This is a genomic window from Asticcacaulis tiandongensis (assembly GCF_006475605.1).
Taxonomy (GTDB): domain Bacteria; phylum Pseudomonadota; class Alphaproteobacteria; order Caulobacterales; family Caulobacteraceae; genus Asticcacaulis; species Asticcacaulis tiandongensis.
In genome coordinates, this window is sequence record NZ_SSBC01000010.1 from 682,341 (window position 1) to 694,625 (window position 12,285).

The 12,285-nt window shown below is 57.4% G+C and carries 15 protein-coding genes; 9 read left to right on the forward strand and 6 right to left on the reverse strand.

The genetic code is table 11. The annotated features are described in order from the left end of the window. The first annotated feature begins 73 nt into the window (after window positions 1-73). Window positions 74-1,846, forward strand: coding sequence for a signal peptide peptidase SppA (sppA, locus tag E5201_RS07175; protein ID WP_140985382.1), 1,773 nt, complete (start codon window positions 74-76; stop codon window positions 1,844-1,846). On the opposite strand, the gene E5201_RS07180 is transcribed toward sppA, so the two are convergent. The 3 genes from E5201_RS07180 to E5201_RS07190 form a co-directional block, all read right to left on the reverse strand. Beyond that, the gene (locus E5201_RS07180) at window positions 1,818-2,063 is read right to left on the reverse strand and encodes a hypothetical protein (protein ID WP_140985383.1); all 246 of its coding nucleotides are present in this window, start codon (window positions 2,061-2,063) and stop codon (window positions 1,818-1,820) included. The two genes, sppA and E5201_RS07180, sit on opposite strands and share 29 nt — an antisense overlap. A 199-nt stretch (window positions 2,064-2,262) precedes the next feature. After that, a complete protein-coding gene (locus E5201_RS07185; protein WP_140985384.1) occupies window positions 2,263-3,045 on the reverse strand; it encodes a DUF1499 domain-containing protein in 783 nt (260 codons plus the stop codon). A 136-nt stretch (window positions 3,046-3,181) separates the two neighbouring features. Then, the gene (locus E5201_RS07190) at window positions 3,182-4,588 is read right to left on the reverse strand and encodes a bifunctional aminoglycoside phosphotransferase/ATP-binding protein (protein ID WP_140985385.1); all 1,407 of its coding nucleotides are present in this window, start codon (window positions 4,586-4,588) and stop codon (window positions 3,182-3,184) included. A gap of 37 nt (window positions 4,589-4,625) precedes the next feature. Here E5201_RS07190 and E5201_RS07195 point away from each other — a divergent pair, with 37 nt between their 5' ends. Continuing rightward, on the forward strand, window positions 4,626-5,240 hold the full coding sequence (locus E5201_RS07195) for an HAD family hydrolase (protein ID WP_140985386.1): 615 nt from the start codon (window positions 4,626-4,628) through the stop codon (window positions 5,238-5,240). 1 nt (window position 5,241) lies between these two features. Here E5201_RS07195 and pdxH read toward each other — a convergent pair whose 3' ends face one another. Continuing rightward, window positions 5,242-5,892, reverse strand: a complete 651-nt coding sequence (gene pdxH / locus E5201_RS07200) for a pyridoxamine 5'-phosphate oxidase (protein WP_140985387.1) — start codon at window positions 5,890-5,892, stop codon at window positions 5,242-5,244. A 130-nt stretch (window positions 5,893-6,022) separates the two neighbouring features. Between pdxH and E5201_RS07205 the strand changes: the two genes are divergently transcribed. The 5 genes from E5201_RS07205 to E5201_RS07225 all read left to right on the forward strand — a co-directional run bounded on the left by E5201_RS07205 (window position 6,023) and on the right by E5201_RS07225 (window position 9,668). Continuing rightward, a complete protein-coding gene (locus E5201_RS07205; protein WP_140985388.1) occupies window positions 6,023-6,745 on the forward strand; it encodes a DnaJ C-terminal domain-containing protein in 723 nt (240 codons plus the stop codon). Between the two features lie 174 nt (window positions 6,746-6,919). After that, a complete protein-coding gene (gene aroC, locus E5201_RS07210; RefSeq protein WP_140985389.1) occupies window positions 6,920-8,023 on the forward strand; it encodes a chorismate synthase in 1,104 nt (367 codons plus the stop codon). A 107-nt stretch (window positions 8,024-8,130) separates the two neighbouring features. Further along, window positions 8,131-8,835, forward strand: coding sequence for a pirin family protein (locus tag E5201_RS07215; RefSeq protein WP_140985390.1), 705 nt, complete (start codon window positions 8,131-8,133; stop codon window positions 8,833-8,835). A 138-nt stretch (window positions 8,836-8,973) separates the two neighbouring features. Further along, on the forward strand, window positions 8,974-9,216 hold the full coding sequence (locus E5201_RS07220) for an NF038104 family lipoprotein (protein ID WP_140985391.1): 243 nt from the start codon (window positions 8,974-8,976) through the stop codon (window positions 9,214-9,216). 5 nt (window positions 9,217-9,221) lie between these two features. Beyond that, complete coding sequence (locus E5201_RS07225; RefSeq protein ID WP_140985392.1) at window positions 9,222-9,668, forward strand: COG3650 family protein; 447 nt, start codon at window positions 9,222-9,224, stop codon at window positions 9,666-9,668. Window positions 9,669-9,692: 24 nt separating this feature from the next. Here E5201_RS07225 and queE read toward each other — a convergent pair whose 3' ends face one another. After that, the gene (gene queE / locus E5201_RS07230; RefSeq protein WP_140985393.1) at window positions 9,693-10,343 is read right to left on the reverse strand and encodes a 7-carboxy-7-deazaguanine synthase; all 651 of its coding nucleotides are present in this window, start codon (window positions 10,341-10,343) and stop codon (window positions 9,693-9,695) included. Beyond that, a complete protein-coding gene (queC, locus tag E5201_RS07235) occupies window positions 10,333-11,073 on the reverse strand; it encodes a 7-cyano-7-deazaguanine synthase QueC (RefSeq protein ID WP_140985394.1) in 741 nt (246 codons plus the stop codon). Before queC ends, queE begins: the two co-directional genes overlap by 11 nt. A 228-nt stretch (window positions 11,074-11,301) precedes the next feature. Here queC and E5201_RS07240 point away from each other — a divergent pair, with 228 nt between their 5' ends. Next, window positions 11,302-11,754 carry a PaaI family thioesterase gene (locus E5201_RS07240; protein WP_140985395.1) on the forward strand — a complete coding sequence of 151 codons (453 nt, stop codon included), beginning with the start codon at window positions 11,302-11,304 and terminating at the stop codon, window positions 11,752-11,754. Beyond that, the gene (locus tag E5201_RS07245; protein ID WP_140985396.1) at window positions 11,751-12,164 is read left to right on the forward strand and encodes a PaaI family thioesterase; all 414 of its coding nucleotides are present in this window, start codon (window positions 11,751-11,753) and stop codon (window positions 12,162-12,164) included. Before E5201_RS07240 ends, E5201_RS07245 begins: the two co-directional genes overlap by 4 nt. The last annotated feature ends 121 nt before the right edge of the window (window positions 12,165-12,285 follow it).

Here is a 12,285-nt window from a genome sequence, read left to right on the forward strand (position 1 = left end):
TACACCGTCTTCATTTGACGCCATCCGACAAACCTTTATTGTGGCCCCTGATTTGGGGGCGACAGGAAGATATATGAAACAGTTTCTGATTACGGTTGGCGCGGTTCTGACGGCGTTTTTTCTCTTCTTCATCGCTCTCCCGTTTATACTGATTGTTTCAATCGCTGCCGCATCAAAGCCGGTGGCGCCCTCGTCGGTCACCTTGCTGGTCGATCTGCGCGAAGGTCTGACGGACCAGAGCCGCCCCACGCCGTTTGATTTCATTACCGGCAAGTCACTGTCGACCATGGACGTCGTGCAGGCCCTGCACAATGCCGCCAGCGATCCCAAGGTTAAATCCGTCCTGATTCGTCTGCCCGAAGGCGGCATGATGCCTGCCGCTGCCGAAGAAATCCGCGCCGCTGTCCTGCACGTCCGCAAAGCCAACAAAACCGTCATTGCGCACTCTCAGGGCCTCTATCCCGATACACTGGTCATGGCCAGCTATGCGGTCGGGGCCTCGGCCTCAGAGCTTTGGATGCAGCCGCGCTCGGCTTTCCATGTCACAGGTATTGCCACCGAAAGCCTGTTCTATAAGCGCGCCTTCGACAAGTACGGCATCTCGCCCGAAATGGAGCAGCGCTACGAATACAAGAACGCGGTCAACCCCTACCTCTATAGCGATTTTACGCCTGAACACCGCGAAGCCACCCTCTCCATGCTAGGGGGCATCTACGAGTCCCTTACCTCTGCTGTGGCTCAGGATCGCCCGGAAAAAAAGCGCGATGCGGCCGCCCTCAGGGCCGTGCTTGAGGCTGGCCCCTATAGTGCCGAAAAAGCACTCGAACTGGGTCTGATTACCAAGCTCGGTCAGGTACATGAGGCCGAACGCGAAGCCCTCTCCAAGGGCGACGCCAACACCGCCCTTCTGGATGTACGCGACTATAATCGCATGTCGACCTCCAGCGGCTCGGTGACCATCGCCGTCATCAACGCCGAAGGCCCGATCATGACCGGCAAAGGCGTGCCACAAGCCTTTGGTGGCGACGCGCAGATCCTGTCTGACGACACCTCCAAAGCCTTTTATGACGCCATTGATAATGACGCCGTAAAAGCCATCATCTTCCGCGTGTCGTCACCGGGCGGCACCGACACCGCCTCCGAACAGATTGCCCAGGCCGTCAAGGCAGCCAAAGACGCCGGCAAGCCGGTCATTGTCTCTATGGGCGATTATGCCGCGTCCGGCGGTTACTGGATTTCTGCGGATGCCTCCGCCATCGTCGCCAACCCGTCAACCCTGACGGGCTCGATTGGCGTCTATGGCGGCAAGCTGGCTATCGGCGACGCCTTAAGCCGTTTTGGTCTTGATATGCGCCAGATCGGTGTCGGGGGCGACTATGCAGGAGCCTATGCGGCAGGCAAAGAATTTACCCCGGCCCAGAAGGCCTCTATTTCCGGCTGGATCGATCAGGTCTACGAAGCCTTTATCCAGAAGGTCGCCAAAGGCCGCAATCTCGCCCCCGAAAAAGTGCGCGACATTGCCAAGGGTCGCGTCTGGACCGGCGCTCAGGCGCAAAAAATCGGTCTCGTTGATAAGCTGGGCGGTTTTTACACCGCTGTGGATGAGGCGAAAAAACTGGCCAAGATCAGTGACAATACCAAGGTCAAGCTGGTCAATTACCCGAACCACAACTCGCCCTTCGCCGCGTTTGGGGCTGCCGCAGATTCGGCCACCAATGGCCTTAAGGCCCTGTCCTTCTTCGGCTGGGCCATGAGTGACCCTCAGGCCGAAGCGGTGATGCGTGACGTCAAACGCGCCCGTATGCAGGAAGAAGGCGCTAACGTACTGGCCCCACAGCCGTACTAGGGCCTGCGGGCATATCCTGCGCCACGGCCTGCGACGTCACCGGAACCCTTACGGCATAGCCCATCACCGGCTCTGGCGTGCATCCGGCCGCAATCAGATGTGCCATAAACAGACACAACCACGCCGTCGCCACATAAAGCGCACGTCTTGACACAAAATGGATCAGCCCAAGCCACATAATCGTCCCCATCGCCGGATTGCGACAAGGGTTAAGCAATTATTAAGCCTGTGAAGGGCCTCAGGCCCTTCACCCGTTAGTCCCGAGGCAGATAACCCTTTCCATCCTCTCCTGTAGCTGGCACCTCCTGAATACTCCCCTAGCTTGCAGGGGGAGGTGGCATGGAGCGAAGCGAACATGTCGGAGGGGGTTTCTTGTTTCGCTTCCCACAAAGCCCCCTCTGATGGGGCGTATGAGCCTATATCGCTGAAATAAGCTTCACCAGCTTCGTGACCCGACGACAATTGCCCCCCAGATCAACCGGCTCATGACGGCTGACCGAACGCACATCGGTCCCGTTAGGTTCCATACGCACCACGACATCGGACTTAAAGCCAAAATAAGGGTCTTCGTAAAACGCCTCTACCCGCCAGTCGGAACGGCCGAACACGACATAGCCTTCGCCTTTGAGAATTTCGACGACCCTTTCGACCGGTGCCCGTCCGGCAACGGTTACCGCACCGGCACAGGTCTGCGCATTGATATCGGCCACACGCCGACCTGCCCATTCATAGGACATCCCCTTCGGCACCACCGGATTATCCATAACCGGGTGGGCATCCGCCCCGCGCGCCTCAATCAGTTTCGCCGAAAACGTTACCGGACGCTCCCAGTTGGTCGAAACGTCATATATGGGCGGATAGGCTCTCAGCCGCTGCTCATAGGCATAATAGCCCGCCAGCACCAGCCCCGAAACAAACACGGCCCCCAGTGCCCACGGCCCGTATTTTTTCGGATTAAGAAAAAGCGAAATCAGAAGCGATAAGACCGAGACAATCGCCACCACCGTGGCAAATTTCGGAATGACCCCAAGCGTGATCGTCCGAAATCCCAGTTCATAGCTGAACACGCCGACATTGGTGGCCATCATGGTCGCAACCAGGGCCACAGGTGCTACAAAACTCAAGCCCAGCACCCAAGGGGCCAGCCCCCGCTTTGCCTTACGACGCGGCTGTTCTGTTTCCGGTATAGTCTCCGTCACCCGACCTGCTCCCTGTCGTGACTTCCCCCCAATACTCAGGCATACAGGGGGCTGCGTCACGGTCATACTTACTAAAGGCGAAATTTAGAGAACATTCCCCGACAAATTTCAACCGGCACGGCCACCAAAAACCGGATTAAAGGTTTGAGTGCCGCACCCACAGTGTCGGATCAATCTCTGGTTCTGACTGCCGCTCCGCTACGCGCATATCCGCATCAGACACATCGTTTTCGCGTGCCGCCACCCGCTTCAGGCGCACCTCGGTCGGCACATCCATCAAGATGGCGCGAAACGCAAACTCACCGGCCAGAGCCTTTGCCTTACGCACATAGCGGTCATCGCGGAACGTGGCATCGAGAATCACCGACACCCCGCTTTTCAGGAGAACCTCCGCCTGATCAAGCATATGCCGGTACACGCGTTCCGTCTGATCTGCCCCATAGGCCTCAGGCGGCAACCGCTCAAGCGACGGCGTTTGCCACAAACGTTTGCGTATCTCGTCACTGCGCAGGATGACTGTTCCGGCGGCATGGCCCTGTGATGCCGCCAAAGCCCGCGCATACCAGCTCTTGCCCGATCCTGATAAGCCACCGACGCAGATCAGCTCAGGCCTTGCCCTCTCAAGAAACCGGTGCGCCGCCCCAAGATAGCGTTTCGCCTGATCCATATCCCCGGCATGGGCCGACACATGACAGCGGACGCCAGCCCGGATCGACATATAAAGCGGCAAAAGGCTTAAGGCTTCATACAGCCCCACCTCACCTTCATGCCGCGCAACCGTCTCCAGATAGGCATTGAATACGCGGCTGGCGGCGGCGTGATGGCCCCTCACCTCCAGATCCATCAGCAGAAAGCCGATGTCATACAGCACATCGATCTGCATCAGCCGTTCGTTGAACTCGATACAGTCAAACAAAACCGGCGCATTATTTTCGATCAGAATGTTACCCAAATGCAGGTCGCCATGACAGCGACGAATATGCCCGCTGTCAAAGCGCGCCAGCACCTGCGCCTCATGCTTTTGATAGACCGCATGCAATCGCCGGCGATAGGCTTTCACCGCCCCAGGCCCCAGATACTCCGAAAACGATTCTATATGTTTCTGATTGGAACCAATAACATATTCGGAATTCTTCGCATGGAGTCTATCCTTGCTACGCTCGGCCTGCGCATGAAATGAAGCCACCTCGCGCCCCAGAGCCTCCATCAGTTCAGGCTCAGGCTCCCATCCTTCGGCCTGCCCCTGCTCGGCCAGAACCATGGAATGATCAAAGCGCCGCATAACCAGCACCGGCTCCCCGTTCACCTCTTCCAGACGGCGATAGATATCCGCTGCCGTCCGCCGGTTAAGGTGCAACTCCTTCCCCAAAGCCTCACGACGCTTATCAGCCGTAGTGAAATCGAGAAAACCGAAATCAACCGGCTTCTTGACCTTAAAGGCCTCGTCCCCTTTAAGGACTACGGTCGCGCAAGAGGTTTCAATCACCTCATCGGCCCCCTCGGTCAGAAGGGTCAGCACCCGATCCAAAGCCCTATCTGTCATCCTTGACCTTTACCCTGCAAAACCCGATAGCTTCTCTATGACCTTAATTGCTGATCTTCTACCGCCTGCACATAAAAAAGCGCTGATTTTCGACTGTGACGGCACATTGGCCGATACGTTTCCGGCGCATTACCGCGCTTTTAAATCCGCCTTCGCCCCCTATGGCATAGATTTTCCCGCGGCCTTTTATGCCGCCCGACTGGGTCTGTCGCGCAGCAAACTGCTTGAGGCCTTCCGTCTGCACTCCACCACCCCATTTGACGTTTCAGCCATAAGCGAAAACAATACGGCCCTGTTTGTTGAGCATATCGGGGCCGTCAAGGCCATTGCCCCCATCGAAGCCCTTGTCCGTCACTATCAGGGTCACCTGAAACTCGGGGTCGCCTCTGGCGGTCAAGCCGCCATTGTCACCGCCACCCTGAAAGCCATAGACCTTTACCCTATGTTCGACACCGTGGTGACTTTCGAAGACACCGGCATCGGCAAACCCGCCCCGGACCTTTATCTCAGGGCCTGTGAAAACCTTAAGATCGCCCCCGCTGACGCCCATGCCTACGAAGACACAGACGAAGGGCTTGAGGCCGCCCATGCCGCAGGCCTCAGCGTGACCGACATCCGTCCCTTCTATAGTCCCGACCCGTCGCTTTGGTAGCTTATGGATAAAGCTTTGACTGTCGCCATCCCTCACCAGCACGCTCGAATTTCACCCGATCATGCAGTCTGAACGGCTTGTCGCGCCAGAATTCGATAAATTGCGGCACAATGCGAAACCCCGTCCAATGCGGCGGACGTTCCACCTTGCCCAGTCCGAACTTCAGGCCATATTCGGCAATACGCTTTTCCAGTGCAAACCGGCTCTCAAGCGGACGTGACTGTTCCGACGCCCAGGCCCCGATCTGCGAATTGCGCGCACGTGATGCGAAATATTCATCCGCCTCAGCCGCACTGACCGGCTCAGCCGCTCCCCGGATGCGCACCTGACGGTGCAGGGACTTCCAGTGAAACAATAAGGCCACTTGCGGATTGGCCAGTATCTGCTGGCCCTTGGCGCTTTGCGTGTTGGTATAGAATACAAACCCCTGCGCATCGAAATCCTTAAGCAGAACCATGCGCACGTCCGGCAGTCCATTTTCATCGACCGTCGCCACGGCCATGGCGTTAGGATCATTGGGCTCCTTTGCCCGCGCATCATTCAACCATTGACCGAACAGGGCAAAGGGCTCGGACGCGTCAATCTCAGCTTCATGCGCGGCATGGGCGTCGGCATAGTCAGGACTAGGCGGGATCAGATCGGAACGGGACATGGCACCTCAGGAACATAACGCGTCAAACGAACCCTATTGTAACAGAGAATCACCATCTGTCGCCTTAACCAGTTATTGACCATGTCCGCGTCATAGTGCCGCTTTCTCATTGCTGCACTAATTTTCCTGAATGCATGTATCTGACGCCTTTGCCCTGCTGGGCCTGACAGACGAAGCCACTGCGGCAGACATTCGCACGGCTTTCCGCCAGCACGCTATGGCCGCCCATAAGCAGGGCGTTAGTCAGGACAGGCTGCGTCAGCTTATTGCCGCCCGTGAAATCCTCACAAACAGTGTAAACAGCCACCCCAAAGACATTGTTATTTCTTACGAAACAAAAATCCTTGCCCTTACCCCCCTTCAGGCCCTGCAGGGGGGGGAACTGACTCTGACCGTCCCGATGCCGCTCGAACTGATTGATGATCGCCAATCAGGCCAGAGCCTGATGCACCAGCAAAATCTGACCTTGAGCCTCCCCGCCGGTTTACGGCATGGCGAAACGGCACAGCTTCTCGCCGCCCAGACCGGTCTGGCGCGCCACAGCTTCACCATAGAAATCACCCCTCATGACGTACTTAGCGTCAACGGCGATGATCTTTGGATGCACCACAGGCTTGATCCCTCAGCATTGCGTTTCGGGGGGCTCATCGACATAGATACCCCGCATGGCCCGCAATCCGTGCCTATACTGCGTGGCACCCCTTCCGGTGCCTGCCTGTGCCTGAAACACAAAGGCCTGCCTGCCACCGATATCCGCCCACAGGGTCATCTCTATATCCGCCTTGAGGCCGTTGCGGCCCCGATGCGCCCTGCGTCCGACCTGTTGAGCGATTTTCAGAAGCGCTGGGCGTAGCCAAGCGCATTCCAAAAAGTGTGCAGCGGTTTTTGGATCAAAATGCGCGACAAGACAAAAACGGACAGCGTTGATCCAACCTATCGGATCAGCGCCTAAGTTAAAATTTGCGCCCTGTTTTAAACTGGTCTAATCCAGAGCCTTATTTCTTTTAAGCCTGCCCGTTCGGATATCATGTCGCATAACAGCTTTGGTCACCTTTTCCGCGTCACCACCTGGGGCGAAAGCCACGGCCCGGCGCTTGGCTGCGTCATTGATGGCTGTCCGCCGAATATCGACCTGACCGAGGCCGATCTGCAAGGGGCGCTTGATCGCCGCAAGCCGGGCGGCTCACGCTTTGTCACCCAGCGCCGCGAAGCCGACGAAGCCAAAATCCTGTCCGGCGTGTTTGAAGGCAAGACCACCGGCACGCCGATTTCCATCATGATCGAAAACACCGATCAGCGCTCAAAAGACTATGGCGAAATCGCCCGCCAATTCCGTCCGGGCCATGCCGATTACACCTATTTTGCCAAATACGGCATACGTGACTATCGCGGCGGTGGCCGCTCCAGCGCGCGTGAAACCGCTGCCCGCGTTGCCGCCGGTGGCGTGGCCCTCAAGGTGCTGCAAACCCTGTTCCCTGCCCTTAAGGTACGTGCGGCGCTTGTGCAGCTTGGGATTCACCCCATCAACCGAGATCAGTGGGACTGGGCGCAGGTCGACCAGAATCCTTTCTTTTCCCCCGATCCCTCAAGCCTTAAGCTGTTCGAAGAATATCTCGACAGCATCCGCAAGGCCGGTTCCTCCATTGGTGCCGTCGTTGAGGTACAGGCCGAAGGCGTCCCTGCTGGTTGGGGCGCACCGATCTATGGCAAGCTTGACTCCGATCTGGCCATGAACCTGATGTCGATCAATGCCGTCAAGGGCGTGGAAATCGGCGAAGGCTTCAACGCCGCCACCCTGTCGGGCGAAGAAAACGCCGACGAAATCCGCGCCGGTCAAAACGGCGAACCGGAATTCCTGTCCAATCACGCCGGTGGCATTCTGGGCGGCATTTCGACCGGCCAGACCGTAATCGCCCGTCTGGCCCTCAAGCCAACCTCCTCTATCCTGACCGAGCGTCAATCAATTGATATAACGGGTCACGAAGTCGATATCCGCACCAAGGGCCGTCACGACCCCTGCGTCGGCATCCGCGCCGTACCCGTGGCCGAAGCCATGATGGCCTGTACCTTGCTTGATGCCTTCCTGCGCCATCGCGGCCAGACCGGCGGCGGGGTTTTCAAGCCGGAATAGCGTTCCGAATTTCGCAACACCGAGTGCGCGCGGTTACATCTATTCGCAACGACGTTTATCCTTATATTCACGGTCAACACCACACAGATACGTGAAAGGAGATCAACATGATTGATCCGCGCCCGTTTGAAAGCCTTTATAATGCCAATCATGGCTGGCTGAATGCCCGCCACCATTTTTCCTTTGCCGATTACCATGACGATAAGCGCATGGGCTGGGGGTCGATCCGCGTCTGGAACGATGATGAAATCGCCGCCGGTGCCGGTTTCCCGCCGCACCCCCATTCCGACATGGAAATCATCACCTATGTCCGCGAAGGCGCGATCACCCATCAGGACAGCCTTGGCAATCAGGGCCGCACCGAAGCCGGTGACGTTCAGGTCATGTCGGCTGGCACAGGCATCCGACACGCCGAATATAATGCCGAAGACGTCAAGACGACCCTGTTCCAGATATGGGTCTATCCGGACGCCCGTGGCCACACCCCGCGTTGGGGGGCCAAGCCCTTCCCCAAGACCGATCGGGCGGGCAAGTTCGTTGCTCTGGCTTCCGGTTTTGAAGATGACATCGAAAACGGTGCGCTTCTGATCCATACCCCTGCCCGTCTTCTGGGGGCCACGCTCCTTAAAGGGCAAACGGAAACCTATGCGCCCGAAAAAGGCCGGTATGTCTATCTGGTACTGGCTGCCGGTCGTGTCAGGCTCAATGGTATTGAACTTAAGGCCCGTGACGGGGCCGCCATTACCGACGAAGACCTGATAAGCCTCGAAGCGCTTGAGGACTCGGAAATTCTGCTTCTGGACGCGCACTAAAACGACGCCCTCCAGCAAAGTGGATTATTTCCCTCCGGTATTTATGCCGGAGGGAATCTCCGCTACACATGAGCCAACAGTCTGAAAAAAGCCGTTATCCGGTTTCAGCCTGAGACTTCATTTTGTCAGGCCCTGCACATGATCCACTCCCCACACCTGCGCCGTTCATGCCTTGTAATTTCCCTACTGGGCCTGCCCTTATTGCTGCAAGGCTGTCTCGCCGCAGCCGCCACCGGCGTAGTGGTCGGCACCGCTGTCGGCGTCACAGGTGCCGTTGTTGGCACAACCGGTAAGGTCGTAGGCGCCGCCATCCCTGACGGCGATGATGACGATGACGACAAAAAGAAAAAGAAATCCAAAAAAGACAAATCGGAGGACTAAGGCCCATGCGTACCTCTCTTGGCTTTGTCTGCGTAGGCCTTGCCGCGACCGCCCTTGCGGCCTGTAATCAGACCCCGAAGAAAACCCCGACGCCGCCAGCCCCGCGTATCGATACATTGGCGGGCGTCGATCTTAACGCCAACCTGAGCGTGATTGGCACGGAGCCGTTCTGGGCTCTAACCCTCACGGACGGTCAGGTGACGCTCGAAGGCCCCGATAAGGAGCCAACGACCTGGCCCCGGCATATTTTCCTGATCAGCGAGAATTATGAGGACGGCAGCGAACGCGCCGAACTTCTGACCAATGAACTGACCCTTATTCTGTCAGACGAGCCCTGCTCGGACGGCATGAGCGACCGCAAATACCCGCTGACCGCCGAAGCGACCATCGGCGATGAGGTGCTCAAAGGCTGCGCCATCGCCACGGCTGAACTGGAAAAATACCGCCCGTGATCTGGCCCTGATCTGGGCTTCAGGCTATTTTATACCGACTATTTTATGCGTCTGAACGCTCATGCGCCATTGCGGATTTTTCAGGCAATAGTCGATGACCGCCTGCGTGTGCGCCGCCCGCACCACCGGATCCTGATCCAGCGGGTCTTTCGGCTGCAGATAAAAGCGCTCGAAATCCATACCGACAAATTGCGCCGGATCGACATTTTCCTGCGGCCAGACCAGTTTCAGTTCCTGCCCTGACGTCTGATAAAGCCGGTTCTCGCCCTTGGGTGAAACACACAGCCAGTCCACGCCTTCCGGTGCCCTGATCGTGCCGTTGGACTCGACTGCAATAAAATAGCCCGCCGCCTTGACCGCCGCGATCAGAGGCGCATCGAGTTGAAGAAACGGCTCCCCGCCGGTAAACACCACCGCCTTACGCGCCGGATCAAGCCCGCCCCACTGCGTATCAAGTGCGGCCACCACATCGGCAGGGCTGGCAAACTTGCCACCATTTTCCCCGTCCGTACCGACAAAATCCGTATCACAGAAGCTACAGGCCGCCGTAGCACGATCCTGCTCCCGCCCGCTCCACAGATTACAACCGGCAAAGCGCGCAAACACCGTCACGCGTCCGGCCTCACCACCCTCACCTTGCAGGGTCAGGAAAATTTCCTTGAGACTATAGACCATGTTTGCCCCGCCACTGCGCAAAACCCTTTGCCCGCAACTCACAGGCCGGACAGGTGCCGCAGCCATAGCCCCAGTCATGACGCTTATCGCGCACCCCCATATAACAGGTATGCGTCTCCTCCAGCATAAGCTCCACCAGCGCCGCGCCCCCCAGTTCGTGCGTCATTTCCCAGGTCTCGGCCTTGGTCAGATACATCAGCGGCGTATCAATCACGTAGGGGCGTTCAATCCCCAGCCTCAGGACGTTCTCCATCGCCTCAAGCGTATCCTTGCGGCAATCGGGATAACCGGAAAAGTCGGTCTCGCACATCCCGCCCACCAGATGATCTATGGCCCGCCGGTCAGCCACCGCCGCCGCATAGACAAAGAACACCAGATTGCGCCCCGGCACGAACGAATTGGGCAAGCCGCGCTCGGACATCTTCATTTCCTGATCACGCGTCAGCGAAGATTCCGCTACGGCCCCAAAGCCCCTGAGGTCGACCACATGATCTTCCCCCAGCCTGAGACGCGCCGGTTCATGCACCTCCCGCAGGCGCTCCAGCACCTTAAGGCGCACCTGCATCTCGACATTATGCCGCTGGCCATAGTCAAAGCCCACCGTCTCCACGCGATCAAAATGCGCCAGAGCCCACGCCAGACAGGTGGTCGAATCCTGCCCGCCTGAAAACAGCACCAGCGCCGAACGGTCAGCGGGCACATGATCCGGTTGAGACAGGGTAACAGTCATGGGAAAAACCTTTTCCTCAAAGCATCACAAACGCATAGCACGAAAACGTGTAGATGCGGCTTTTGGCTGATTTTGCAAGGCTTTTAACGCATCCCTCCCGGCATGTCTGACTGTTTTTTTTTTGACGCCCGCCGCCCCAAGGCGCAATATGTGCCAACAGCCCCCTTTTTACTTAAGGCAAACCTTTTTCTAAAATTATTTTTAATTCAGAGAGTTGTGTCAAAAAAAATGCCTCACCTTTCCGACGATATACTCCAGCAACTGGTTGAAACCATCCCCTACATGAAAGCTATAGGCGCGAGCTATCTGGGCCACGACGCCGAAGGCGTAAGCCTGAAACTACCTTACCGTGAGGACCTGATCGGTGATCCGCATACGCGCGTCATTGCCGGTGGTGTGGTCACCGCCCTGCTCGATCACGGCTGCGGTCTGGCGGTCTGGGACGCGGTAGGTGAATTCAAACCCATAGCCACGATGGATTTGCGTATAGACTATATGCGTCCAGCAACGCCCGAACTTGATCTGATCATCACCGCCAGTTGTTACAAGCTGACCCGCTCCGTAGGCTTTGTGCGCGCCTTTGCCCATGACGGCGACATCCATGATCCGGTCGCCGCGGCGCAGTCAGCCTTCATTATCTCCAAGCCGAGCCTCAAATCTCACCAGAAGGCCTCCGCATGATCACGCTTCAGCCCACCATAACGCCCGAACACCTGTTTGCGCAGATCCCCTTCGCCCGCTTCCTTAATCTGGAGCTGGATATAGCCGGAACCGAGTTGCGTACACACATGCCGTTCGCGCCTCACCTGATTGGCAATCCGCTTGTTCCTGCCCTGCATGGCGGCGTTATCGGGGCCTTTCTCGAAATGACCGCTATGGTGCAACTGGCCGTAGCTGAAAACCTTGAGCAAACGCCCAAGCCCGTTGGCGTCAGCGTGCAGTATCTGCGTTCCGCCAAACCCGTCAGCACCTATGCCGAAGCCCATATTAACCGCGTCGGTCGCACCATCGCCAACATCGAGGCCCGCGCCTGGCAGGATGCCCGTGAAAATCCGGTCGCGCTCTTACAGGCGCATTTTCTGATCGGCTGACTTGGGCGCAATGACAAGACAACCTCAGGGCGCTTTTCTATTTGCACAATTTATAATTGTGTATACCTTGCCTCGCCCGTTATCAAAGGTTTGGAGTTGAACCGTGACACATCTCGTTCAG

Bases quoted from the DNA above. Each gene is read 5' to 3' on its own strand.
- sppA (WP_140985382.1), top strand. From the start codon at position 74: ATGAAACAGTTTCTGATTACGGTTGGCGCGGTTCTGACGGCGTTTTTT.
- E5201_RS07190 (WP_140985385.1), bottom strand. From the start codon at position 4,588: ATGACAGATAGGGCTTTGGATCGGGTGCTGACCCTTCTGACCGAGGGG.
- E5201_RS07195 (WP_140985386.1), top strand. From the start codon at position 4,626: ATGACCTTAATTGCTGATCTTCTACCGCCTGCACATAAAAAAGCGCTG.
- pdxH (WP_140985387.1), bottom strand. From the start codon at position 5,892: ATGTCCCGTTCCGATCTGATCCCGCCTAGTCCTGACTATGCCGACGCC.
- E5201_RS07205 (WP_140985388.1), top strand. From the start codon at position 6,023: ATGCATGTATCTGACGCCTTTGCCCTGCTGGGCCTGACAGACGAAGCC.
- aroC (WP_140985389.1), top strand. From the start codon at position 6,920: ATGTCGCATAACAGCTTTGGTCACCTTTTCCGCGTCACCACCTGGGGC.
- E5201_RS07215 (WP_140985390.1), top strand. From the start codon at position 8,131: ATGATTGATCCGCGCCCGTTTGAAAGCCTTTATAATGCCAATCATGGC.
- E5201_RS07220 (WP_140985391.1), top strand. From the start codon at position 8,974: ATGATCCACTCCCCACACCTGCGCCGTTCATGCCTTGTAATTTCCCTA.
- E5201_RS07225 (WP_140985392.1), top strand. From the start codon at position 9,222: ATGCGTACCTCTCTTGGCTTTGTCTGCGTAGGCCTTGCCGCGACCGCC.
- queE (WP_140985393.1), bottom strand. From the start codon at position 10,343: ATGGTCTATAGTCTCAAGGAAATTTTCCTGACCCTGCAAGGTGAGGGT.
- queC (WP_140985394.1), bottom strand. From the start codon at position 11,073: ATGACTGTTACCCTGTCTCAACCGGATCATGTGCCCGCTGACCGTTCG.
- E5201_RS07240 (WP_140985395.1), top strand. From the start codon at position 11,302: ATGCCTCACCTTTCCGACGATATACTCCAGCAACTGGTTGAAACCATC.
- E5201_RS07245 (WP_140985396.1), top strand. From the start codon at position 11,751: ATGATCACGCTTCAGCCCACCATAACGCCCGAACACCTGTTTGCGCAG.